Source organism: Bacillus sp. FSL P2-0069, from assembly GCF_038593315.1.
Lineage (GTDB): Bacteria > Bacillota > Bacilli > Bacillales > Bacillaceae > Bacillus > Bacillus safensis.
This window is the reverse complement of sequence record NZ_CP151984.1, coordinates 1,287,834-1,312,867: the sequence shown is the minus strand read 5'-3', so window position 1 is coordinate 1,312,867 and position 25,034 is coordinate 1,287,834. Positions and strand designations below refer to the sequence as shown.

Annotated in this window: 22 protein-coding genes; 5 read left to right on the top strand and 17 right to left on the bottom strand. The window is 40.8% G+C overall.

Annotation, left to right across the window (positions count from 1 at the left end; translation table 11 throughout):
• The first annotated feature begins 16 nt into the window (after positions 1-16).
• Complete coding sequence (locus tag NSQ34_RS06635) at positions 17-934, top strand: AraC family transcriptional regulator (protein WP_268468668.1); 918 nt, start codon at positions 17-19, stop codon at positions 932-934.
• Between the two features lie 126 nt (positions 935-1,060).
• On the opposite strand, the gene NSQ34_RS06630 is transcribed toward NSQ34_RS06635, so the two are convergent.
• Positions 1,061-1,237, bottom strand: a complete 177-nt coding sequence (locus NSQ34_RS06630) for a hypothetical protein (protein ID WP_169737552.1) — start codon at positions 1,235-1,237, stop codon at positions 1,061-1,063.
• A 498-nt stretch (positions 1,238-1,735) separates the two neighbouring features.
• Here NSQ34_RS06630 and NSQ34_RS06625 point away from each other — a divergent pair, with 498 nt between their 5' ends.
• Positions 1,736-2,197: a YkyB family protein gene (locus NSQ34_RS06625; protein ID WP_008356877.1), complete on the top strand. Its 462-nt coding sequence runs from the start codon at positions 1,736-1,738 to the stop codon at positions 2,195-2,197.
• A gap of 36 nt (positions 2,198-2,233) precedes the next feature.
• On the opposite strand, the gene NSQ34_RS06620 is transcribed toward NSQ34_RS06625, so the two are convergent.
• The 3 genes from NSQ34_RS06620 to NSQ34_RS06610 all read right to left on the bottom strand — a co-directional run bounded on the left by NSQ34_RS06620 (position 2,234) and on the right by NSQ34_RS06610 (position 5,190).
• Positions 2,234-3,142 (bottom strand): chemotaxis protein, encoded by a 909-nt coding sequence (locus NSQ34_RS06620; RefSeq protein ID WP_024424709.1) that lies wholly within the window; start codon positions 3,140-3,142, stop codon positions 2,234-2,236.
• A gap of 73 nt (positions 3,143-3,215) precedes the next feature.
• A complete protein-coding gene (locus NSQ34_RS06615; protein ID WP_144496614.1) occupies positions 3,216-4,526 on the bottom strand; it encodes an MFS transporter in 1,311 nt (436 codons plus the stop codon).
• 124 nt (positions 4,527-4,650) lie between these two features.
• Complete coding sequence (locus NSQ34_RS06610; protein WP_024424707.1) at positions 4,651-5,190, bottom strand: RDD family protein; 540 nt, start codon at positions 5,188-5,190, stop codon at positions 4,651-4,653.
• 301 nt (positions 5,191-5,491) lie between these two features.
• Here NSQ34_RS06610 and NSQ34_RS06605 point away from each other — a divergent pair, with 301 nt between their 5' ends.
• Positions 5,492-5,644, top strand: coding sequence for a hypothetical protein (locus NSQ34_RS06605; RefSeq protein WP_162842519.1), 153 nt, complete (start codon positions 5,492-5,494; stop codon positions 5,642-5,644).
• A 64-nt stretch (positions 5,645-5,708) separates the two neighbouring features.
• Here the strand turns inward: NSQ34_RS06605 and NSQ34_RS06600 are convergent, their stop codons facing one another.
• Entirely contained in the window at positions 5,709-6,593 is an 885-nt protein-coding gene (locus NSQ34_RS06600) for a cation diffusion facilitator family transporter (RefSeq protein ID WP_024424706.1), read from the bottom strand.
• A gap of 293 nt (positions 6,594-6,886) precedes the next feature.
• On the opposite strand from NSQ34_RS06600, the gene NSQ34_RS06595 reads away from it, so the two are divergent.
• Entirely contained in the window at positions 6,887-8,056 is a 1,170-nt protein-coding gene (locus NSQ34_RS06595; protein WP_024426854.1) for an aminotransferase A, read from the top strand.
• A 25-nt stretch (positions 8,057-8,081) separates the two neighbouring features.
• Here NSQ34_RS06595 and NSQ34_RS06590 read toward each other — a convergent pair whose 3' ends face one another.
• Positions 8,082-9,911, bottom strand: coding sequence for a PAS domain-containing protein (locus NSQ34_RS06590; protein ID WP_342501056.1), 1,830 nt, complete (start codon positions 9,909-9,911; stop codon positions 8,082-8,084).
• Positions 9,912-10,067: 156 nt separating this feature from the next.
• Positions 10,068-12,194, bottom strand: coding sequence for a penicillin-binding protein 2 (locus NSQ34_RS06585; protein WP_176967477.1), 2,127 nt, complete (start codon positions 12,192-12,194; stop codon positions 10,068-10,070).
• A gap of 337 nt (positions 12,195-12,531) precedes the next feature.
• Between NSQ34_RS06585 and NSQ34_RS06580 the strand changes: the two genes are divergently transcribed.
• Entirely contained in the window at positions 12,532-13,326 is a 795-nt protein-coding gene (locus NSQ34_RS06580) for a CAP domain-containing protein (RefSeq protein ID WP_176967478.1), read from the top strand.
• 97 nt (positions 13,327-13,423) lie between these two features.
• Here the strand turns inward: NSQ34_RS06580 and NSQ34_RS06575 are convergent, their stop codons facing one another.
• The 10 genes from NSQ34_RS06575 to NSQ34_RS06530 form a co-directional block, all read right to left on the bottom strand.
• Complete coding sequence (locus NSQ34_RS06575) at positions 13,424-14,296, bottom strand: NAD(P)-dependent oxidoreductase (protein ID WP_081124320.1); 873 nt, start codon at positions 14,294-14,296, stop codon at positions 13,424-13,426.
• 13 nt (positions 14,297-14,309) lie between these two features.
• Entirely contained in the window at positions 14,310-15,095 is a 786-nt protein-coding gene (locus tag NSQ34_RS06570) for an SDR family oxidoreductase (RefSeq protein WP_144496611.1), read from the bottom strand.
• Between the two features lie 73 nt (positions 15,096-15,168).
• Positions 15,169-17,130 carry a methyl-accepting chemotaxis protein gene (locus tag NSQ34_RS06565; protein WP_125586297.1) on the bottom strand — a complete coding sequence of 654 codons (1,962 nt, stop codon included), beginning with the start codon at positions 17,128-17,130 and terminating at the stop codon, positions 15,169-15,171.
• A gap of 113 nt (positions 17,131-17,243) precedes the next feature.
• Positions 17,244-18,272 carry a spore photoproduct lyase gene (gene splB / locus NSQ34_RS06560; protein WP_024424698.1) on the bottom strand — a complete coding sequence of 343 codons (1,029 nt, stop codon included), beginning with the start codon at positions 18,270-18,272 and terminating at the stop codon, positions 17,244-17,246.
• 82 nt (positions 18,273-18,354) lie between these two features.
• Positions 18,355-18,597, bottom strand: a complete 243-nt coding sequence (locus NSQ34_RS06555; protein ID WP_044331928.1) for a transcriptional regulator SplA domain-containing protein — start codon at positions 18,595-18,597, stop codon at positions 18,355-18,357.
• Between the two features lie 100 nt (positions 18,598-18,697).
• Positions 18,698-20,416: a phosphoenolpyruvate--protein phosphotransferase gene (gene ptsP / locus NSQ34_RS06550; protein WP_041106058.1), complete on the bottom strand. Its 1,719-nt coding sequence runs from the start codon at positions 20,414-20,416 to the stop codon at positions 18,698-18,700.
• Complete coding sequence (locus tag NSQ34_RS06545) at positions 20,416-20,682, bottom strand: phosphocarrier protein HPr (protein ID WP_003211078.1); 267 nt, start codon at positions 20,680-20,682, stop codon at positions 20,416-20,418. Before NSQ34_RS06545 ends, ptsP begins: the two co-directional genes overlap by 1 nt.
• 93 nt (positions 20,683-20,775) lie before the next feature.
• Positions 20,776-22,875: a glucose-specific PTS transporter subunit IIBC gene (ptsG, locus tag NSQ34_RS06540; RefSeq protein ID WP_024424696.1), complete on the bottom strand. Its 2,100-nt coding sequence runs from the start codon at positions 22,873-22,875 to the stop codon at positions 20,776-20,778.
• A gap of 202 nt (positions 22,876-23,077) precedes the next feature.
• The gene (locus tag NSQ34_RS06535) at positions 23,078-23,932 is read right to left on the bottom strand and encodes a transcription antiterminator (protein WP_024424695.1); all 855 of its coding nucleotides are present in this window, start codon (positions 23,930-23,932) and stop codon (positions 23,078-23,080) included.
• A gap of 55 nt (positions 23,933-23,987) precedes the next feature.
• On the bottom strand, positions 23,988-24,977 hold the full coding sequence (locus NSQ34_RS06530) for a LacI family DNA-binding transcriptional regulator (protein ID WP_046310778.1): 990 nt from the start codon (positions 24,975-24,977) through the stop codon (positions 23,988-23,990).
• Positions 24,978-25,034: the final 57 nt, after the last annotated feature.

Sequence of the window (25,034 nt, the reverse complement as noted above, 5' to 3'; positions counted from 1 at the left end):
AATATTGAGGAGAATCATGCACAACCATCATTTTCTGATTGACTACAACCTGAAAGAATTAACGGAGCATTCCACGACAACATGGCCTATTGCTCTTTATCATACGAAAATTCGTCTTCATAGAAGCGGCTATATTCCTCTTCACTGGCATGACGAGTTTCAATTTGTCTTTATTTTAGAGGGTGAGGCTGAATTTCATATTAATGAAGAGACATTATATGTAAAGCAAGGAGATGGCATTTTCATCAATAGTGGCTGCCTGCACATGGTAAAAGATGCGAATGGGACGGCATGTACTTATGTTTGTTTAAATGTCTCTCCTTCTTTCATCACAGCGAATGAATTATTCACCACTTTTGTCCATCCTTATATGCATGCGAGCCAGACACCTTATATTTTACTCAACCGAAAAGATCACTGGCCAAAGCAGATTTATCAATGTATTCAAACCATTCAACAATTAATTGATGAAACTCCAGTCTATTATGAACTTGAACTCAATATTCAGCTCATCACCATTTGGAAAAGCTTATTACAAAATGGCTTCCAAATGAAACATGATGCGCGTAAACACGATAAAAATGAACGGATGAAACACATGCTGAATTGGATTCATCAGCATTATCATGAAAAGATCCTTCTCCAAGATATCGCTCGTGCAGGTCAGCTTAGCCGCTCAGAATGCTGCAGATCCTTCAAAGACATTTTAAAGAAATCACCTATGCATTATGTAAATGAATATAGAATTCAGCAAAGCCTCATCCTGCTCCAAGAAACGGATCTCAATATCACAGAAATCGCCTACCAAGTAGGTTTCAACAGCACAAGCTATTTTATCAATTTGTTTAAAAGAATAAAAAATACGACACCTTTAGCATATAGAAAATTAAAACAGACTGATTCTCTTCAGATTAAACGGGTAGAAGAAAACTGATGACAGATAGTGTGTTTGCTAAAATGAAGAGGGTGTTTAAACCCATCATAAATAACTATTGAAAATACAAGCAATGAGAATGGCTTAAATTTCAATGCCCTCGACGAATGCAGACTAGGGCATTTTTTATTGCTGTTTTTGTTCTTTTAGTTTCTTGAAAATCACAAATTGATAAACTCCAAATAATACGGTTAGGATCATAATTGCTGTAAATAATTGATCGACTGGAAGCAAGAAATATACGACAATAAAAGATAAAAGCAAAACAAAATAACCTATATTGAACGCTTTTTTGAATGTCATGATATTACCTCCTTTTTACAATCATATCACGTTTTAACTAACCGAATAACCAATTTTATCCAGTTAAAGCCCCTATCCATTTATGGACAAAAGCTTTACTTGTTTTAACGCTTTTCGAGACTGTTCCTCTAACATCTCCTTTATGCTGTCAATCTAATCTAAAAATTTACCGTTCACAGTTTACGACATACTCATGCGACTATACTGATAAGCAAAAGAATAGTGCAGACCTTCTAAGAAATAACCCTCAAATGATTCATAACTTATATACTTACTATATAATCAACAGAAATAGAATCAGTTGAATTTTTTGAAGAGGCGATGAATTTATAAATTTTGGGGAAGTTGAGAAGGATTCAAACACACAAAAATTTTTAATCCTCCCTAATCCCTTTATACCAAAGGTTTTCTTTTTACAATAACTCTATTTGCAATTTACTAATAAAAACGTATAATTTATACTAAGCACAGGAAGACGAAAGACAAAGGAGAGAAAAAATGGACGATTATGCTCATACTAAAGACATAGAACCTACAGCAGAAAACATCGCAAAAGCCATTTATACTGTTAACCGCCATGCTAAAACCGCACCAAACCCCAAGTTTCTTTATCTTTTGAAAAAACGCGCGCTGCAAAAACTATTGCAAGAAGGTAAAGGAAGAAAAGTGGGCCTACATTTCTCTAACAATCCCAAGTATAGTCAACAACAGTCCGACGTGCTGATTGAAATTGGAGATTATTATTTTCACCTGCCACCAACGAAAGAAGACTTCGAATTTTTGCCACACTTAGGAAATTTAAATCAATCATATCGCAATCCGAAAGCGAATATGTCATTAAACCGAGCAAAGCAAATACTTCAAACGTATGTCGGTTTAAAAGAAAAACCTGCCGCCACAAAACAAAAATCACATTACACAAAGCCCGTCTTCAAACGACTCGGGGAAAGTTATTTTTAAACAGAAAAAAACCACTCATACCGAGTGGTTTTTTGTTTAGATAATAAAATGATCGACTTTTTCAATCAGCTGATGAATTTCTGGTTTACTGATTTGATCATCTGCCCCGATCGTTTCCCCTTTATGACGCAAATCTTCAGTGATTAACGAAGAGAAAATAAGAATCGGAATGGAATTTGTTAAAGGATTGTCCTTCAGCAGTTTTGTTAGCCGGTGGCCATCCATTTTAGGCATTTCAATATCCGTAATAATCATATCAATTTCTTCTGTGACACTGATTCCTTTGCTGACAAGGTCCATGACATGATCATATGCCTGTTTGCCATCTTCAAAGGTCACAATGTTTTTATAGCCTGCTTCGGTTAATTCATTTGTTAATAAACGCATGAGAAGCGGAGAATCTTCAACGACATACAGCTTCTTCCCTGTTCTTCTCTCGTCTTTCTCACCGTCAAACATATGATACGTATCAACACCAGAAGCGGATTCAATATCATAAATGATTTTTTCGTAATCTGGAAGGAAAATCATTTTTTCATCAAGCTTAATGATGCCCGTTAAATGACGGTCCATCCCTTGATTGAGTGCAGTCGGCTTCTCAATCTCTTCCCAGCTGACGCGGTGAATTTGTGATACCGTTCCTGTATGGAACACAAATTTCCGTTGGTTGAATTCAGTCACAATATATTTCTCTTGTTCTGACTGATCTGACTCGACATTAAAAAAGGAAAATAGATTGATGACTGGTAAAATCTCGCCTCGTAAACTAATCATCCCTTCTACATCTTGGTGAGAGTGCGGTACAACCGTCACCTCAACCGGCTGAATGATTTCTCTTACTTTCATGACGTTAATGCCGAATTGATTTGCACCAATTTCAAACTTCACAATTTCCAATTCATTGGTACCAGAGTCAAGTAAAATTTCTTGTTTGTTTAAAGCCACGGAAATCCCTCTATTCTTCAATATAAGATTGTACTTTTTATATCGGCAGCATAGGTAAAAAGTTGACGTTTCTTTACGCTTTCTCTCGAACGAATTGATGAATCACAAGTCCTATCGCTGCAAGGATGAGCAAAGACCCTAGTGCAAGGCGGCTTGCGAGATTTCCGTGCTCTGCAAACAGCAGGGTAACTGAGCCATAAATGATCGGCCCGATAATGGAAGATACCTTCCCTGAGAATGCAAAGAGGCCAAAAAACTGTCCCCTTTTTTCCTTCGGTGTAAGTTCAATAATCAAGATTCGTGATGCCCCCCAGCTTGCGCCAAGTGAAATCCCGAATAAACTGCCCGCTATCCAGAAGACCCATTCGGTTGCCGCTGTCACAGCCAGAATCAGCGCCACAATCAAAATGACATACACAACTGTAATCGATCGCTTTGCCCCTATCGCTTTTGTGATATATCCAAACAGAAAGGAGCCAATGATACTTGAAATGGTCGACACAAGATAGAGCAAAATAAATTGCCCAGCGGTAAAGCCAATGATGATTTTGGCATAAACAGCCATCATCGCAATCGCTGTTTGTAAAGCATCATTCATAAAAAAGAAAGCAATCATAAAGATAAAAGCTGGCTTGTACTTTTTCATCTCTTTAAACGTGTGAACAATCTCTTTGTACCCGCTGAAAAAAGACGCCTTTTTCTCTTGCTGAGGCAGCGGATGAGGATCTTTTACAAAAAAGAGAAAGGGTAGAAAAAAGAGAAGGAATAAAAGAGCTGTCGGAATAAATGCTTCATGAAACTGGTCATTGCCGACAAGTAAATAAACAGAGAGGCCGACAAGTGTTCCTAAATAGCCAACAGCGATACCAAATCCTGAAATAAGCGGGATTTCTTCCTTTGTCCCAAGATCGGGCAAAATGGTGTCATAGAAAACAAGACTAGAATGATAAAAAAACTTTGCGATCACAAACAAGGTGACCACGACCAATAAAGAAACAGGCAGCCCAAACCATTCACTTGAGAAATCAATCCCAGCAAAAATCCCCATCAAAAGCGTACAGGCAATACATATGAACGTAAACACCGTAATGTAGCGTTTCTTTTTTCCTGTACGATCAATCAGCACTCCGTATAAAGGTGTAAAAATGACGAGAAAAAAGCTGGCTAGTGCGTTTGCATAAGAAATAAAGGTGCTGGCGATCTGGTCCATTCTCGCACTGTCCCCGATCGTTTCCTGCAAGTAAAACGGGAAGAAAATGGTGATCATATTTGATGAAAAGATCGTATTTGCAAAATCATACAACGCCCAGGCCAGCACAGGTGCTGTCAAAAACAGCCCAAAGCCTGCCCCTTTTTTCTGTGCGGTCTTTTTTCCTGTTCTCAATCGATTGTCTCCCTTCCCTGCCTCATTTTCACTATCATTCTATTTTATGTACTGTTTCCCTCATCCATACAAGCGATCTATGAAAAAAAGCACCTCTTACCATATAGCAGAGGTGCTTTTTTCATTATTTCTTCACAACAATGGTACTTGCAATCAAATCGTGAAGTGCTTGTTTTTTTTCTGTGAAAAAAGCAATGATATAGCCAATATATAAGATCGGAGACAAAAAGCCTTTTGCAAAGAAGCGGCCAGTTGCACGTCCGAATGTGACCTTTTCGCCTGTGACTTTTGTTACTTTGATGCCGAGAGCCATCTTTCCAAGTGTTCCTTGCAATTTTGATGATTCCATGATGGCGTAATAAAGCCATGTCACCACGGTACCCATCAGGATTGCCCCTATATAGAAAAAGATCAGTCCCATAATAGCTTCCCATTCCTCATCCGTTATGACGGTTGAAGAATAGTAATAACTGTCGTCATCCATCATCATTGCTGCCTCTGGGCTTGAAATAAAAAAGACTGACGCCAAAATAAACATGATAAATGCAATTGGTACACCGATAATGATACCGTCCAAAAGGTGTGCAAGAAAACGATAGCCTACACCTGCTAGCTCAGGATGCTTCTTTTCTTGAATGTGTGGTTCTGTTATGTTGGTTTCCATCCTATTTCTCCTTTATTATGTATGTTTTCTATAAATTTCTTATAATCATTCGTTATTATATCCTATGAATATAGCAAGATCAATGGAGCTTTACACTTTTACATACATTTTAGATCAGTTTGATCTAAGCGATTTATGTGAATAAATACTGAAAATTTGTGAAAAACATGGAACTTCTAGTTCTTTTACCTCCTGATTTTTTAACATTTTGTGATATTTTCGTCTTGTTTCCATTCTTCTGTTGACAATGATTCTTCAAATGGTACAATAGTCAAGGATTTTTTAAAGAAAGGTGTTCATGATGGGAACTGTCGTATTATTAAAGAACAACGAAATGACTGTAATTGAAGATATTTGCGAGGCTGATTTTTTAGATATGAAGCATGGTTTGTCAAATGATGACACAGCTTATATCTCTTGGTATGAAGACTACGATACTGCTTATGGATATTGATTTCATTTCATAGATGAAGCGTAAAAAAAGGCGATACAACCTGAGAATAGGTTGATCGCCTTTTTTACGTTTGTGCGCTTCTTTCACTTTCAGGTTCCACATGAATAAAGATTTGTGCATGCGGAAATTCCAGCTGAATCTTCTCTTCAATTCGATCACATAATTGGTGAACATCTTCAATCGTTGTCTTTCCATCTACAATCAAATGAAAATCAATATATTCCTCGGCACCAGACCGCCTTGTTCGAAAGTCATGATATTCAATAAATTCTTGACTAAATCCTTGAATGATCGCTTCGATTGATTGTTCTTCCTCTGGTGTTAACCGAGCATCAACAAGCGGCGGGAAGGCTTCCTTCATGAGTTTAAACGCTTCACGCATAATAAAGAGGGCCAGAACCATTCCAATGATCGGATCTAGGAAATACCAGTCAGTTAATGCCACAAGCAATAAACTAAATGCCACCCCTAATGACGTAAACACATCCGTTAAAAGATGCAGTGCATTTGATTTCATGGCAACTGAATGTACTCGCTCAGCCTCTTTGTTCACAACCCTCGATACAACAAAATTGATGAGCGCGCCTAGCAGCATGACCACAATACCAAGCACAGGCAGCTTGACTGGCTCTGGATGCATTAATTTGTGAACACATTCGTATATAATCCAAATGCCAGCAACGAAAATCAGCAGGGTCTCAATCGTTCCAGAAATATTTTCGACTTTTCCATGTCCATAAGGATGTTTAGAATCTGCTGGCTTTCTTGAAATACGAACAGAAATAAATGCAATAAACGACGCCATTAAATCGAGAAACGAATGAATGGCTTCTGATAAAACCGCAACAGATCCGGTTAAAAGACCCACAATGATTTTTAAGATGACCACAAATGTGTTGCTCAGCACGGATAGGAACGCGATTTTCGATGTCTTCGCTGATTGTTCCATCTATCGTCCTCCTTTAGGAGATCGTATGTCTATGAAAGCCATTCCCATGACCCTGATTCTCATGTTCTTTCAGTTTACGCAGTTTTGCCGTTTTCTAATCATCTTCATCACAGCCTGTATTTTCTCTTGAGGTTACGCTATAATAAATGTTGCTCTTTCTTCAATATATCACTCATGCGGTGATGGATAGGAGAATAGACTACATATAACGATATCCAGTGCCTTTCGCAGGTGACATTTATGCAGTGAATGGTAAAATAGGATAAAAACATAAATTTTTAAGGTGATGAGAAATGGAGCATTTGCTGAATCCAAGAGTAAAGGATATTGAAATTTCAGGCATTCGAACATTTTCAAATCTCGTATCGTCATATGAAGATGTCGTTTCATTGACGATAGGCCAGCCCGATTTTTATACGCCGCATCATGTCAAAACAGCTGCCAAAGCAGCCATTGACGAGAATTTCACCTCATACACTCACAATGCTGGTTTCCTAGAGCTAAGACAAGCGATCCAGCATTATATCAAGAAGAAAGTGAATCTTGATTATGATGCAGAGTCAGAAATCATTGTGACAACAGGTGCAAGTCAAGCAATCGATGCTGCGTTTCGAACCATTTTAACAGAAGGCGATGAGGTCATTTTACCTGGACCTGTATACCCCGGATATGAACCGATCATTCGAATGTGCGGTGCCATGCCCGTACATATTGACACAACGAATGCCGGCTTTAAATTGAATGCCAAGCTGATTGAGGATGCGCTAACGGAAAAGACAAAGTGTGTGGTTCTTCCTTACCCTTCAAACCCGACTGGTGTCACGCTTTCAGAAGAAGAATTGAAAGAAATTGCCCAGCTCCTTGAAGGAAAAGACATCTTTATTTTATCCGATGAAATCTACAGCGAGCTGACATTTGACCGGCCGCATCATTCAATTGCCTCTTTCTTAAAAGAACAGACCATTGTCATCAATGGACTGTCTAAATCTCATAGCATGACTGGATGGAGAATTGGATTTTTATTTGCTTCAGCTCCAATTGCTAAACATGTATTAAAAGTACATCAATATAACGTGTCTTGTGCCTCGGCTGTCTCACAAAAGGCGGCACTTGAAGCTGTGACAAATGGTGTGGATGATGCACTGATCATGAGAGAGCAATATAAGAAAAGACTCGATTATGTATATGATCGGCTCATTTCTATGGGGCTTCCGGTGATTAAACCTTCTGGCGCTTTTTATATTTTTCCATCCATTGAATCGTTTGGGATGAGTTCCTTTGATTTTTGCATGGAGCTGTTAGAAAGTACAAGACTTGCGGTCGTACCAGGCTCTGCTTTCTCTCCACTCGGCGAAGGGTATGTGCGCCTGTCTTACGCTTATTCACTTGAAACGCTGAAAGAAGGACTTGACCGGCTAGAACAATTTGTACTCGAAAAACGTTCCATTCATTCGCTAGATTGAAACAACGGCTCTCTTGCCGTTGTTTTTATTTTGCAGGAAACATGATGTGAAATACGGTGCCCTTTTCAGGCTGACTATCCACACGGATCGTCCCGTTATGATTTTCTAAAATATTAAATGTGACCATGAGGCCAAGTCCTGTTCCTTTTTCCTTTGTGGTTAAAAAGGGCTCTCCAATCCGCTTCATCACCGATTCAGGAATGCCGATCCCTTCATCACGAATCGTGACAAGTATTCCATCATCTTCTGCTTTGGCTGTGATGTCTACCTTTCCTCCGTCCGGCATGGATTCTACGGCATTTTTGATTAAATTGATAAACACTTGCTTGAGCTGATTTTGATCCCCGTTCATCAGGAGACCCTCCTCTATCTCACTTGTGTTCATTAAAATGCCATTTAAGTTCGCTTGTGTTTCTAACAAGGCTGTGACTTCGCTGATGATTTTTTTCAAATCCAGCGTCTGCATTGAGGACGTTTGCTGCGGTTTCGCCAGCATTAGCAGCTCACTCAAGATAATTTCTATTCGGCTCAGCTCAGAGAAAACAATCTCGAAGTATTGATCGCGATCTTTTGTTTTCGGTTTAATGAGCTGTAAAAAGCCTTTGATGGCGGTCAATGGATTTCTGATTTCATGTGCAATGCCAGCCGCCAATTGACCTGCGATCGATAATTTTTCTGAGCGGAGCATGAGCTCTTCTGTCTGTTTACGTTCGGAGATATCTCTTAAAATAATTTGAACCGCTGTTTCTCCAAAAAATGTAGTTGGGATACAGACCATTTCTGTATAAATCAGCTTATGTTTAAACGTATGACAGCTCATTGTGACAATCTCAGAATCTGATGCTCTTTCAATAATACGTGATAAGCTCTTTTTGACCTTCTGCTGATCACAGGAATGAATTTGATGAAAGATATCCTTTCCTATTAATTTATCGTAATGCTCGGCTTCAAATAATTTAATGCCAGACTCATTCATAAACACCCATTTGTGATCATGGATGACCGCAATCGTATCAATGGAGTTTTGAATGAGCAGCTGATACCTCTCCCGGCTTTTTTGAAGAACGGTTTGGAATTTTTTACGGGATGAGATGTCCACGAGCAGTAAAAGCTCTGCCCGCTGATTTTGATAAATCGTCGGTGATGACTTTACCTCAATATGAATACTGCTCCCATCTTGACGCTTCCATATCTGTTCAATCATTCCGACTGGAAGGCCTTGCTGCAGCCTTGTTATTCGGCTTCTGACAATGTCATGGTACTCTTCAGCAATAAAATCAAACGCGGACTTGCCGATCATGTCATCTCTTGCACTTACCCCCATTAATTGCAGCATCGCATCATTCGCATACACAATTTTCCCTAAAGTCGTAATACATAACGGATTTGGCAGCATGGCAATCAATTGTTCAGCTTCACCGACATTTTGGAAAGCCGGCAGACTGCCTAACGACTGTTCTGCTACTTTTGATGTTGTTTGAAATGCTGCTTTTTGGGGCTCAGTATCCAGCACCCTCATTTTCAGGATCATTTCTCTACTTACTTCGCTACCTAACCCATCACAAGCAACAAAATCAATGCTTGCTTCGATCCATACAGCTGTCAGATCACTTCTTAGCAGTCTAAAGTGGCAAACCTCTAGCATGTGCTGATTGTAAAAATAACTTTCGACGAGAAATTGATCTTCGGTATGAACAAAGTCTTTCAAAAAACACCCTAGTAAATCCTTTTGTTCATAGAGCAAAAGCTGCTTACAGTTGGAAGAAATGTAGAGAAAGCGGCCATTAGAAGAAAGAACGGCATGTAAATCGATGTTCGAATACAATTGATTCGAATCTTTCATTTGTTGTTCCATCGTCGTCCGACCCTCCTTTTCATTTTTTAGGGTTGTCCTTAGATTGATGTATAAAAAAGATTCGCTAGAAAACCCGTATTTTCCTTCTGTCATCGAGGGAAACGTCCATAAATTCAGCAAAAAGGGAGCACTTTCTGCTGCTGTGCTCCCTGCGGTTTATTGTTTTTCATATTTCTTTTGCAATTCAACGTACTTATCCACAATTTTACTTGGGATGTTTTTGATGACAGGATCTTTATCTGAAACATAAGGTGTCACGACACTAAAGGCTACCTCTGGATTAGAAGAAGGATAATATCCTCCAAAGGTTAAGTTGTATGTTGAATTTCCCCACCAGCTGCGGTTGGCGCCATAGTAGAAGGTTTGTGCTGTACCCGTTTTTCCTGCGACATCATGCTGACCAAACCGGCCAGCGGCAGTTCCGCCTGTTGATGTGACCATTTTCAGTCCCGTTTTTACGCGGTCAATATCTGCTTTCGAGTTGTTAATCGTATTCAGCACCTTCGGCTCATATTTTTTTACGACTGGGCCTACTTCATCATTCTTCGTTGGAAGATGAACACTTTTCACTACTCTTGGCTGAATACGGCTGCCTCCATTGGCGATCGTCGACATGTATTGCGCCACTTGAAGCGGTGTATACGTGTCATACTGACCAATTGCTTCATCAAGCAAGAGTCCGCCGACCGTCTTAGGATGCGTCTGCATCCCGCTTGATTCCTGCGGCAGATCGATCCCCGTTTTCACGCCAAGACCGAATTGCGCATAGTAGTTTCTCATTTTTTGTAAGTGCTCAGGCCTTGCAGGTAACGGACCATCCTTTTGATAGGTGATGCCCGCCATTCTCATCGCTACTTGGAACATGTAGACGTTGGAACTTTTTTGGAGTGCCTGAATGTCGTTAACCCATCCAAGAACTTTGTAAGACTGTTTCGCCTTTCCATTACTTCCTGCAAAATAGAGCGGTGTATCCATATAGGCTTGGTTGTGTGACATTCCGTCCTGATAACCGCCAAGTACTGTGGCTCCTTTGACAACAGAGCCCATTTCGTACTGGGTCGTAAATGTTCCGATCGCATAATCTGTAATGTCTCTGCCGTCCATTTTCTTGCCCGACATGGCGAGAACATCCCCTGTGTGAGGGTCCATCATGACGACAAAGGCACGATCCATCATATAGTTTCTTGCGCTGGCAGATCTAAGCTCTGATTCAACAATTTTGTCGACTTCCTTTTGCAGCTCCATATCAAATGTCAGCGCAAGATCAAGTCCTCTTCGTCCTTCTGTCCGCTTGATTTCATCGAGCAGCTTCCCGCCAACCTGTGTATATTGAACGGTCGCTTTCTCTGGATTTAGAAAATCCTCGTACTGATATTCTAAATAGCTCTTCCCTACCCGGTCATTTCGCGAGTAGCCTCTTGCCATATAGTAATCTTCACGTTCTTTAATAATTCCTTGCTCTGGTGTCGTCACACCGCCAAGTACATTATAAAGGGTCTTTTCATACGGATATTTTCTTGTCCAGTCGTTGATGACGTTCACACCAGGCAGTTCATCAAGATGCTCTGAGACAAGTGAAATCTCTTCATATGTCAAACTCACGGATGAAGTCTGTTTTGATTCTTTCGTTTCATCGAGTAAAGCAACTTTTTCGTCCCCTTTTTTCTCTTCGTTTGGGTCCATTGCCTTCACGATTTGGGGCTCAAAGGCATATCCGCCTGTAAATCTACGGTAGATCGCTGCAACAGCTTTTTCCTCTGCATCCTTTTCGATGGCCTTGACTTCTTTCATTGGGACACGCTCTACTTGAAGCGGATAGACATCCTTTGCATCGATATCTTTTTTCTCCGCTTTTGAAATGAGTTTATCCGCTTCTTTCGGATGACTCGCCAGCCAAAAATCCCGAATGTCACGCTCTCTCAAAAAATCAGTATCCATTTTTATATAAGTCGCAAGTTTTCTTGCTACCTTAATCTTATCCTCCGCTTTCACACCGCTTTCTGATGTATAAACGATGGCAGGCACACTTTCGTTATCAACGACGACTCTTCCTCTCGCGTCATACATTTTTCCTCTTGGAGACGGGTATGATGCTGTTTTGACCTCTGTTCGGTTGGCTTGCTTTTTATAATCTTCACCATTGACGATTTGCAGCACACCAAGCTTGATCACAAGTCCAGCAAATAAACTAAATACAGCGAAGAAAAAGAGATTAATTCTCCAGGCGTTCCGGCGCTTCATTCTTTTTTGCTCGGCAGCACCTTGATGCTGTTTCTCTCCCACTTATGTAGCTCCTCTCATCCTTTTCAATCTTTTACAATTACCACTCATTATTGTAACACTTTTGTAATAGTTGTTACAGCGAAACGAGTGAAAAAAAGCTGTCAATCCCTAATCTGCAAAAAAATATACTAACACTTTAAAATATTGGTATGTTTATGTCGTTTTCTTTAAATGGAAGAATTCCCTATCCTTTGATATGAAGCGGCTCTTACGATGACTTTAACAAAAATGACAAACTGGCATTGTCAATGGAGGATGCTGGTACGTTTATAACAAAAAGTCCATGTTATGATTTTTTGTGAGAAAACAAAACAAAGATTTTAGGAGGAGTTACAATATGAAGAAGAAATCATTCTTTTTTTCAGCGCTGACAGCTGCTGCACTCATCACATTCACTGGAGGACATTCAGCTGATGCGAAGGAGCTTAACCTGAAACAAGTAATAAATGTACAGCATCAAGCCATTGATCTTCATACACTAGCAGCAAAATTACATATCTCTTCAGATGTAAACAAGCTAAGCAAGTCGAATCAAAAAGAGATCGAAGCTCTATTAAACAAACTGATCAAAAGCGGTCAACCTGTTACTGGAACAAAAGTAGTGAAAGAAGTAAACAAAGCAAAACAAGAACAAAAACAAGAATCAGTGAAAAAACCAACTGCTTCTAAGCCAAGCACTCCAGCAAAAGAAAACACAAGCAGCAACACTAAAGCTGACCAAAAAGACACAGCGGCATCAAAAGCAGAAAGCAGCTTAAATGCATTTGAAAAAGAAGTGGTTGAGCTGACAAATAAAGAGCGTGCAAAGCAAGGCTTAAAGGCACTTTCTGTTGATTCTAAATTAAGCAAATCTGCTCGTGCAAAATCTCAAGATATGAAAGATAAAAACTATTTCTCTCATACAAGCCCAACTTATGGATCTCCATTTGATCAAATGAAGCAATTCGGTATCACTTACAAATCAGCAGGTGAAAACATTGCCCAAGGTCAAAGATCCCCTCAAGAAGTTGTGACAGCATGGATGAACAGTGAAGGCCACAGAGCGAACATTTTAAACAAAAGCTATACACATATCGGTGTTGGTTATGTGAAATCTGGCAACTACTGGACGCAGCAATTCATCGGAAAATAATATCAAAAAAACCTGTCCCTATGTGGGACAGGTTTTTAGTTTGTTTTGAGAGTTTGTTTAAAGCTGCAAACTATTCCACCTAGGCGGGGCAGTTTATTTATTTGACCCATAATTTATAGATGCTCTGGGTCCCGCTGTTTTCTTCACCCTGTTCGCTCAGCTTTTCATAAAGTGACTTCGCAAGTGAGAGCCCTGGCATTTCTTCCCCCATCAGCTCTGCTTCTTCAAGTGCAATGCCCATATCCTTGATAAAATGCTTCACATAAAACCCTGGCTCGAAATCGCCTTTCAGCATTCTTGGTGCAAGATTTGACAAGGACCAGCTGCCGGCTGCACCTGTTGTGATGCTTTTGAGCACCTGCTCTGGATCAAGCCCTGATTTTTCGGCATAGGCCATTGCCTCTGCGACACCGACCATCCCCGCTGCAATGGCAATTTGGTTACACATTTTTGTATGCTGACCGCTTCCTGCCGGTCCTTGATATTGAATGTTTTCACCCATTTGCTTAAATAGCGGCAGACAGGCTTCATAGGCTGACCTTTCTCCGCCGATCATAATGGCCAGCGTGCCATTTTGGGCTCCTATGTCTCCGCCTGATACAGGTGCATCTAATGCATATACACCTCTTTCCTTCGCTTTCAGCTCAATTTCTTTTGCAAGCTGAGGCTTCGATGTCGTCATATCAATGAGATATGTACCTGGAGCGGCATGTGCCACAAGCCCATCTTCACCTAAATAGATCTCTTCTACATCCGATGGATATCCCACCATTGTGATGACGGCATCTGCACTTTCTGCAATCTCTTTTACTGCCGGCTTCCATGATGCCCCTTTTTGAATCAATGCGTCTGCTTTTGCTTTCGTTCTTGTATAAACGATAACTTCATAGCCTGCATCCATTAAATGCCCTGCCATACTGCGTCCCATTACACCGATTCCTATAAAACCAACTGTTTTGATTTGTGCCATCACTTGTTCCTCCTTAAAGAGACTTTGTCAATCCACCATCAATGATCAGTGTTTGACCTGTCATATATGTATTGGCTTCAGATAAAAGAAACACTGCATATGCTGCAAATTCCTCTGGCTGTCCGTAACGGCCAAGCGGGATCGCTCGTTCAGCCTGTGCTTTGATTTCTTCAACCGTTTGATTCTCTCTTTGTGCTCGGTGCTTTTCCAGCTGTTTCACACGGTCTGTTTCAATTTTTCCCGGTGCTAACGTATTGATCAAAATGCCATCCTTCGCAAGCTCCTGAGCGGCTGTTTTTGTCCAGCCGGCAATGGCTGGTCTAAATGTATTCGACAGCATCAAGCCCGGTATCGGTTCTTTCACTGACATTGACGCAATATTTAACACACGTGCGCCGCGTTTTTTCAAATAAGGCAATGCCTCTTTTAATAATCGAATATAGCTGAGTAAATGAAGTTGAAATGATTCGATCCAATCTTCATCTGTTAAGGTGTCGAGCGTTCCTGTTTTAGGCCCGCCTGTATTGTTCACAAGAATGTCTAGACACTTCTCATCACCAGCCGCCGCTTGAACAAGCGCCTTGATTTGCCCGGCGTCAGATACATCACATACTTGATAAGTCAGCTGTCCTTTGACAAGCGGAGACAGCTCGTTGACTGTTTCTTTCAGCTTCTGTTCATGTCTTCCCGAGAGCATCACATCTGCTCCCTCTTTTGCTAGAGCAAAGGCAATCGCTTTTCCGATACCTTGACTGCTTGCAGCTACCAATGCTTTTTTTCCAGTTAGATTGACATCCATGTCAACACCCCCTCTAGTTTATTTTATCATACAAAAAGAACCTTGCTCACATCACAAGGTTCCTTTCCGCTCATTACACCTTAAATCGGTCAACCGCCTGACGCAGTGCCTGGCTTGATTCGTTCAGCATTTCAGTTGAGGTTTTCGTTCTTTCTAACACTTGAACTTGTTCATCTGTAGACGCATGCACTTCCTCAGCTGAGGCAGCAGATTCTTCTGAAATGGCAGCAATACTTTGAATGGAGTCACTCATCTTCTGCTGTTCTTCTGTCATTTCATTAATCTGTGTATGAATGCTGTCGATTGAACCGACAAGTGCCTGCATTTCCATTGTGATGCTGCTGAGTGCCTCACCTGTTGCATTGATGGCGGCACCTTGTTCCTCATTCATTTTACTTGCTGTTGTCATCGCTTCAGCCGCCTTCTTCGATTCATCTTGAATGAGTTTGACGGTTTCACTAATGTGTTTTGTTGACTGCGCAGATTGTTCAGCAAGCTTTCTCACTTCTTCTGCTACTACAGCAAATCCTCGTCCGCTTTCTCCTGCTCTCGCTGCTTCAATGCTTGCATTCAGTGCAAGTAAATTCGTTTGATCCGAGATTTCAGAGATGGCGGTCACGACATTTTCAATATTTTTCGTTTTATGCTCAAGGTCTAGCAGCATTTGCTCAACCTTTTTCGATTCTTCACTCGCTTGTGTTGATTTTTGGACGAGCAAACCAAGTGCGTCAAGCCCTTTATAGCTTGCATCTTCAGATGATTTTGAGTTGGTTTGCATTTGCGTGGCAAGCTCACCCATATGGCGCACTTTCTCATACAAATACTCTGATTTTTCATTAATCGTTTCTGCATCTGATGCCTGCTTAGTCGCTCCTGTTGCCACCTCTTGAATGGCCGTTGCAATCTGTTCGCTAGACAGCAAAGTCTCATTTGAAATGTGGGTCACTTCATCCGCTGATTTCACAACTTGATCTGAAGCCCCTTTCACTTTTTCAATTAACTCCCTGATATCCTCGGTCATTTGATTAATGCTTTTCGTGAGGGAACCAATTTCATCTTGGGATTTCACTGCAAGCGTACTTGTTAAATCGCCTTCTGACACCTTACGCACATGCTCTATTAGACGCTTGATTGGCGTTGTAATGCTTCTTGCCAATAAGAAGCTGAGGATCATCGCAAGAATAATGGCAATGACGGAAATAATGATGCTTGTCTGATTCATTTGTTCTGTGATCCAAAGCAGTTTCTTTTTCTCAAAGCTGACACCAATCGTCCAATCAGCTTCTTTGATTTTAGATATGACCGTCAGTTCTTTTCTGTCATCAATACCTGAATTGTCGATCGCTTTTTTCACAGAAGCTACTTTTGATATGTTTTTTCCTTGCTCTGTTGGATGTGCTAAAATGGTTCCTTTGCCGTCAACTAAGAAAGCGGTACCCATATAAGGAATCTTTTGTTCCTTTATATAAGATTGAATGGAGGATAATTTCAAATCAAGTCCAGCGACCCCAACGACCTTTCCGTTTCTGACAATCGCCTTTGTGGCTGAGACGACCATTTCATTTGTTGCTTTATCGATATATGGATCAGTCCAAATGACTTCGTCAGGCTTTTCAGCTGATTGGATAAACCAATCTCGTTTAGATGGGTCATACCCTTCACCAAAATCGGACTCTGGGAAGGCGAACATTTTGCCGTCACTTGTTCCAATATAGGCAAGTGAAATAAGTTCATCCTGCTCCTGCAAGCCTTTTAGTTCATCGTTTTCGAAGACTAATGTTTGTTTTGTTTGTTTTTGCGCAAAATCTTCAGTAAGTGTACTAGTTGCCAGTTTATTAATTGTATCACTGTAATTATCAAGCTTTTGTGCAATGATGTCTCTCATGCTCTCTGCCGTTGCTGCTGTGGTGGTTTTTGCATCTCGTTCAATAAGTGGTGTTAATACTATGTTAGAACCCACTTGAACGGCCACGACGGTTAAAATTAAAATAACTGAGATGAAAACAGCTATTCTCACTTGAAGTTTCTTAAACATCTCATCACCCCTACATCTACTTTCACACCTTAATTTATATATCGGCAAAATGATACCGCATTCAATAGTTGTAAGAAAATTTAAATAGAAAAAACAAGCCGTATAGGCTTGTTTCAAGTAAAATATTCAATTTTTGCAGAAGGAAAGTACTGATCTATATATGATTCTAAAGTCTTTCTTAGTTCTTGTTCCTCATCTTTTTGATAGATATATTTTCCTATTCCGTATCTTCCCCACTTGTATCTTCTTTTTTCTTCGTCCAACTCTAATTTTGATTTTGGGTAGTTTTTTTGAATCACACGCTTTGCTGGTTTTGTAAAGCGATGCTGAATCATCTCAAAGGTGATATCGTCTCTCACATCTTCAGGAAGAGCTGCATCAAGCTTTTCAAAAAGAACTTTATATCCTTCCTGCCAGCCTTCATGGATATAGATTGGAGCAACAATAAAGCCTAGAGGATAGCCTGCCTTTGCGACCTTAACAGCCGCTTCAATCCGCTGATCTAGCGGTGATGTTCCGGGCTCAAAATATTTAATGACATAATCGGCATTGATACTAAAACGGAATCTTGTCCGGCCATTATGCTTTGCATCTAACAGATGATCGACATGATGGAACTTCGTGACGAAGCGAAGCTTTCCTAAGTCGGTCTGCCCAAAGTATTCAATCGCTCGTTTGAGTGTATGTGTCAAATGGTCAATTCCTACGATATCTGAAGTACATGATGCTTCAAATCTCGTGATATCCGGCGCCCGCTCGTTCATGTACTGCTCTGCCTGATCTAATATTTCTTCTACATTGACGTACGTTCGAATGTACGGCTTACTTCCCATTGTTGTTTGCAAATAGCAATAATGACAATGTCCCATACACCCTGTTGCAAATGGGATCGCATACTCTGCAGATGGTTTAGACGAGTCAAACTTCAATGTCTTCCTCACACCAATGACAAGCGTTGACTTCGCATTACGATACTTTTGCAAGTCATTTTTTCCCGGAATATTTCTGACCTGGTTATGTGAAGTCGTTTCTCTTATTTCGATTCCCATACCCTCAAACTTTTCCTTCAGCTCTCGTCCTAACGGGTACTCTAACGCCCGGGGTTCAATGTAAACAAGCTGGGGAACGAAAGGTTTGATCATATTAAGCACATCCTTACCTTTAAGGTTTTCATACCGTTACTTTAACCGCACAGGATGGCTTTTATCCTTTCTAAAATCTCCCTTATTCAAACAAGTCTTGATAAAGAGCTTCTGCTTCTTCATATGTTGGAAACACAGCATCATCAGGTGCTAGTGGATGATACGTTTCAAGTAAAAAGAGGGCAAGCTCTTCTTCGTTGTATGGATGTGAAACAATTTCTGCTTCTTTAATTTGTGCTACGTTTGCAGCATGTGGATTTCGATAAATCACATATACTTGATCACCCGGTTTGTAGTCTGAGAAAGGCAATCTGGTCACCTCCATTTTTTAATTATAGGGTGCCCTTCTCACTGCCCAATATGACTCAATATGATAAAATTCGACAAAAAAACCAGACAGTTTCATCTGTCTGGTTTTCATTCACTTAGTTCTGTTGAAACGTCTTCTTGACGAAATCAACCACTTCTTCTGTTGTGCTAAGTGATAAAATATGCTCTTTAAATGATGCAGCTTCTTCTTTAGAAAGCTTGCTTAGCTGCGTTCTAGCTGGAAGAATGGATGTTGCACTCATTGAGAATTCATCTAATCCTAATCCAAGTAGTAGCGGTATTGCGATTTCATCTCCTGCCATCTCACCGCACATGCCGACCCATTTACCCTCTTTATGCGCTGCTTCGATCACAAGCGTAATAAGACGTAAAATCGCTGGGTTGTAAGGCTGGTAAAGGTAAGACACTCGTTCGTTCATTCGATCAGCAGCCATTGTGTATTGAATCAAATCATTCGTTCCAATACTGAAGAAATCTACTTCTTTTGCAAATTGGTCTGCGATGACAGCTGTTGATGGAATTTCTACCATCATTCCGATTTCAATCGAATCAGAAACGTCTGTACCAGCGGCAACCAATGCTTCTTTTTCTTCAAGTAAAATGGCTTTTGCTTCTCTAAATTCTGATAACGTCGCGATCATAGGGAACATGATTTTCAAGTTTCCATATGTACTTGCACGAAGTAAGGCGCGTAGTTGTGTTCTGAAAATCTCCTGCTCTTCCAGGCAAAGGCGAATGGCTCTATAGCCAAGGAACGGGTTCATTTCTTTTGGAAGCTGCAAGTAAGGAAGTTCTTTATCGCCACCAATATCTAGTGTGCGGACAACCACTGCTTTCCCTTCCATCTTCTCTAAAACTGTTTTATACGCATCGAACTGCTCTTCTTCTGTAGGAAGCTGGTCTCTGCCCATGTATAAAAATTCAGTACGGTACAATCCGACTGCTTCGCCGCCATTTTCAAGTACACCTTTTACATCTTCAGGTGTTCCGATATTTGCAGCTAGCTCTACGTGAACGCCGTCTTTTGTAACCGTTGGCTGGTCAACAAGTTTCGCCCATTCCGCTTTTTGAGCTAAGTAGTCTTCATGCTTTTTTTGATACGCTTTCACTTCATCTTCAGAAGGCTGAATGATGACGTCTCCAGTAATACCATCCACAATGATCAGATCATCGTTTTTCACCGTTTTTGTTGCTTCTTTTGTCCCAACAACTGCTGGAATCTCCATAGATCTTGCCATGATCGCTGAGTGAGAAGTACGACCGCCGATATCTGTTGCAAAGCCTTTGACAAATTGTCTGTTCAGCTGAGCAGTATCAGAAGGTGTTAAATCTTCAGCAATGATGATGACTTCTTCAGAAATCATGCTTGGGTTTGGAATGTCAACGCCAAGCAAATGTCCAGTCACACGTTTCGTTACGTCGCGAATATCCGCCGCACGTTCCTTCATGTATTCATTGTCCATTGCTTCGAACATTGTGACAAACATCGTCGCTGTTTCTTTTAAAGCAAATTCAGCATTTACTTTATCAGATTTGATTTTATCCTTTACTGGGCTTAGCAGTTCAGGATCACTTAACACAAGAAGGTGGGCAGAAAAGATATCTGCTTTGTCTTGGCCAAGCTCTTTTAGCGCATGCTCTTTAATTGCTTCAAGTTCTTGTTTAGAAACATGAATTGCTTCTTCAAAACGCTTCACTTCTGTCTCTGGATCATTGATGTCTTTTTGGTGAACTGTTAAATCTGGTTCTTCCAGACGATACGCTTTTGCAATCGCAACGCCTGCTGAAGCACCGATTCCTTTCAGTTGTTGCATTACTCGCCTAGGCCTTCACTTTTCATTGTGTCTTTAAGCGCAGCAAGTGCATCATTTTCATCAGAACCAGAAGCAGAGATTGTGATTGTAGCACCTTTCGCAATTCCTAGAGACATTACACCCATAATAGATTTCAGGTTCACTGTTTTACCATTATATTCTAAGTTGATATCAGCATCATATTTACTAGCAGTTTGTACAAGAACTGTTGCAGGACGTGCGTGAATTCCAGAATCTGCAGTTACTTTGAATGTTTGTTGAGCCATTTTTATCAATCTCCTTTTTATACAATTAATACATCCACAATATTATATCATACTGCCGAGCTTGTCATCTAACAAGAACGGCAGTTATGAAAATTATTTTGAAATTTTCATGATGTTTTCTTGTCCAGCTTTGATTTCACCGGATGCTTGAAGGTCAATAAATTGTCCTTCACTTAAGTTGGTAAATACAATTGGAGTCATCAAAGATGGTACTTCAGACTTAATTTTATCAATATCAACCTCTAAAAGTTTTTGACCGATTTCTACTTGATCTCCCTCTTGTACAAATGCTTCAAACCCTTCTCCTTTGAGGCCGACCGTATCAATTCCGAAGTGGATCAAAATTTCAAGTCCACCATCAGATTGCAGGCCAATGGCGTGTTTCGTCGGGAACACATTTAAGATCTTCCCTCTTACCGGTGAAACAACCGTTCCATCTGTTGGCAAGATGGCGAAACCGTCACCCATCATTTTCCCTGAGAATACTTGATCTGGTACATCTGTAATTGGATGAAGCTCCCCTGTAATTGGTGAAGCAAAAATTTCTTCCCCTTGCTCATTTTGAAGCGGCTTTGCAATGACTTCTTCGACCTGCTGGCTGACTTCTTCTTTTGCAGAAGGGTCTTTCGCTGGACGAGGCGTGCGGCCTGCAATGATGTCCTGCATTTGTGTTTTTAAATTATCAGAGCGCGGTCCAAAGATTGCCTGGATGTTGTTCCCTACTTCGAGAACACCTGAAGCGCCAAGCTTTTTCAAGCGGTCCTTGTCCACTTTCTTCTGATCATTGACAGTAACACGTAAACGCGTGATACAAGCATCAAGGTGCTTAATGTTTTCTTGATCACCCATTGCTTCAAGGATTTCATAAGGCAAGTCATTCCCTTTTTCAGACTTCGCCTCACTTGCTCCGTCTGCTGCTTCATCCTCGCGGCCTGGCGTTTTCAGATTAAATTTGCGAATGGCGAATCTAAATCCGAAGTAGTAAATGACAGCAAGGACAAGACCTACTGGAATGACGAGCCACCAAGCGGTTCTATTTGGCAGGATACCAAATAGGAAAAAGTCGATTAACCCTCCTGAGAAGGTCATCCCGATTTTCACGTTTAGAATATCCATTATCATAAAGGATAATCCAGCGAATACACAGTGAATCGCAAATAATACTGGTGCAACAAACAAGAATGAGAATTCAAGCGGTTCAGTGATCCCTGTTAGGAAAGAAGTAAGGGCCGCTGATCCCATTATTCCTGCTACTAGCTTTTTATTCTTTGGTTTTGCTTCATGGTAAATCGCAAGTGCTGCTGCTGGAAGACCGAACATCATGAACGGATATTTCCCTGTCATGAATGTACCAGCTGTCAGCTGAACACCATCTTTGATTTGCGCCATGAAAATACGCTGGTCACCACGGACAAGCTCTCCTGACAAGCTCTTGTAGCTAAAGAACTCATACCAGAATGGTGAGTAGAAAATGTGGTGCAGACCAAACGGAATTAATGATCGTTCAATGACACCGAATACAAAGGCAGCCAGCGGCTCATTCGCTGCGAGCAGTCCTGTTGAAAATGAGTTCAGTGCACCTTGGATTGGCGGCCAAATGACTAGCATCAATAGCCCTAAAATAAGTGCTGAAATAGAAGTAACGATTGGAACAAAACGCTTACCAGCAAAGAAGCCAAGATATTGCGGGAGCTCAATTTTGTAAAATTTATTATACATATAAGCTGCTAATACCCCGACGATAATCCCGCCAAAAACGCCGGTAGACAAGGTCGGTATACCGAGCATATTAATATATGCTGGATGGCTTTCCTTGAAGAACTGGGCCAGTTTGAGTGAATCGGATGGAATGGATCCGTTGGCCATTAATACGGCACTCATCGTTACGTTCATGACAAGATAACCGATGATAGCGGCAATTCCTGCCACTCCGTCTCCATTGGCAAGACCGATGGCAACCCCTACAGCAAATAATAGCGGAAGATTCGAGAAGACGATGTTCCCCGCATTCTCCATGACACTTGCAACAAGCTGAATTGTATCGTTGCTTAAAAATTGAGCTACATCAATCAGCTGCGGATTTTGCATCGCATTCCCAAGTGCTAGTAAAATACCGGCAGCAGGAAGGATCGCAACTGGAAGCATGAGTGCTCGTCCAATTTTTTGCAACACACCAAAAAGTGATTTAAACACTGGTTGAACCTCCTTTTGTTTTCGCTTACAACATACATTTGGGATGCTCCCTGACGTACATTTCATAATTAACCGTTTACATTTCACTTTCAAACGCAAAAAAAGGCATGGTGATATAAGGTTGCGCAAATAACAGGATCTTATCCTGTATTTACCTTAAGTCACTCATGCCTGATCGAATCAGTTACACGTTTCAAGGAAACTATGAAATTTTATTTGTCAATCTGTACAGATGAAGTGTCAGGTAGACGGCCTCAGCATCCTGTACAGGCTTTTTCAATGCATGCTGCAAAATTTTGATCATTTTCCAAGCAGTATTGTAGCATAAAGGATATTCATTTTTCAATAGATGAAGCAATTTTTCTGGCTCCTCTAATGATTCTCCCCGTTTAATACGCTCAATTGAAAACGTAATATGGCGTAATAAGCGTAAATAATGAATACTTTCTCTGTCTACTTTCATATGAAATGAATCTTCAATGACTTGGACCATTTGTGTAATGAGCTGCGAATGACGGTTCACCTCAGATAAAGGCCGATTCGTCAAAGCTGAATGGATATGGAGCGCTATAAAGCCAATTTCTCCTTCTGGCAGCTTCGTTTCGACATCTGGCCGCTCGTTAATCAGTTCAACGACTTCCTTTGCAACCTCGTATTCTTTCGGGTAAAGCGATTGCGTCTCAAGCATAAAAGGGTTCGTGATATCATAGCCTTGCTGCACCCGCTTAAAACTAAACGCAATATGGTCGGTCAGTGCAACATGAATATGCTCATTCAATCGCTGTCCCATTTTTTCTCGTATATGATAAATGACGTCATTGGCAAGCTCAATCATGTTCTCATCAATATGATGAAGCAGCTGTTTATATTCTGTTTGTTCCTTCGTGTTTTTTAACACAAACATTTTTTCAAACACGTCTTGATCGAGAAGATCCCCCGATTTTTTACCGAAGCCGATCCCTTTCCCAATCAGAACCACTTCGCCCAAAGAAGGGTGTCTTGCGATGATGACATTATTATTTAACGCTTTATCAACGGTGAAGGATTCCATGAACATCCCCACCTCCTTCTTATTCAATCCCTCTTATCGTACAAAACAGATGAAACGTGCGTCAACGATTGTTTTTCAAAACGGTTGTTGTTCGCTCAATTAGGTGAAATGGCAGCATTCTTTTTTCTGATTTCTCTCCCTTTAATGCCCGGTCGAACAAGTCAAACGCTTCCTGTCCCATTTGTTTGAGGGGAATATGAATGCTGGAAATCCCCAAAACCTCACTCAATTGGTTATTTTGAAAGCTGAGTATGGCTGGTGATTCTCCTACTTTTATGTCATGACGCTGTGCCTCTAATAAAAAGCCTGCAGAGACTTCGTCATTTGTGATGAATAAAGCTGTAGGACGATTTTTCATTTCCTGCCATTCTGCAAATAATTGCTTCCCATCAAGCAGGGATAACTTCCCTTCGATGATCCATTCCTCATCAATGGTCTGCCCGAGCGATTGCATCATGTCTTGATAAGCCTGAAGGCGCGACTCGCTATTAGCTCCTTCTGTTCTGGCGAGAACGATCGCAATTCGTTGATGGCCGCATGCCGCCAAATGATACAGGCCTTCCTTAAATGCTTGATCATGCGCAATCGACACGGTTGAGCATTGATCGTGCAGCGCAGGATGACAAAATATAATCGGTCCTGATTCCTGCCACTTTAAAATGTGCCTTTCACTTAATGCATTTGAACAAAATATTAAACCGTCCACACGGCGTTCTTTTAAACTCATTAACGCTTCTTTTTCTTTTAATGGGTCATATCCTGTTTGAAATAAAGCAAAATGCATACCGCGCGCCTGTGCTTTTTCTGCAATACCTGTGACGAGTGTGCTGAAATAAGAGTGTTCAATGTTTGGAAGGACAATGCCAAGCATATTCGAATAGCCCTTCGCTAAATGAACCGCCTGGATGTTTCTCGTATACTTGAGCTCTTTCATCGCTTGTAGAACACGTTCCCTTTTTTCTTCTTTAACATAAGGATGCTCATTCAACACACGTGATACGGTTGTCACAGATACGCCCGCTCTTTTCGCAATCTCCCTTATGTTTGCCATTTTTTCTCCTACTTTCTCTTGATATGGTAAGCGTTTCATACTTTAAGATGTATGTGA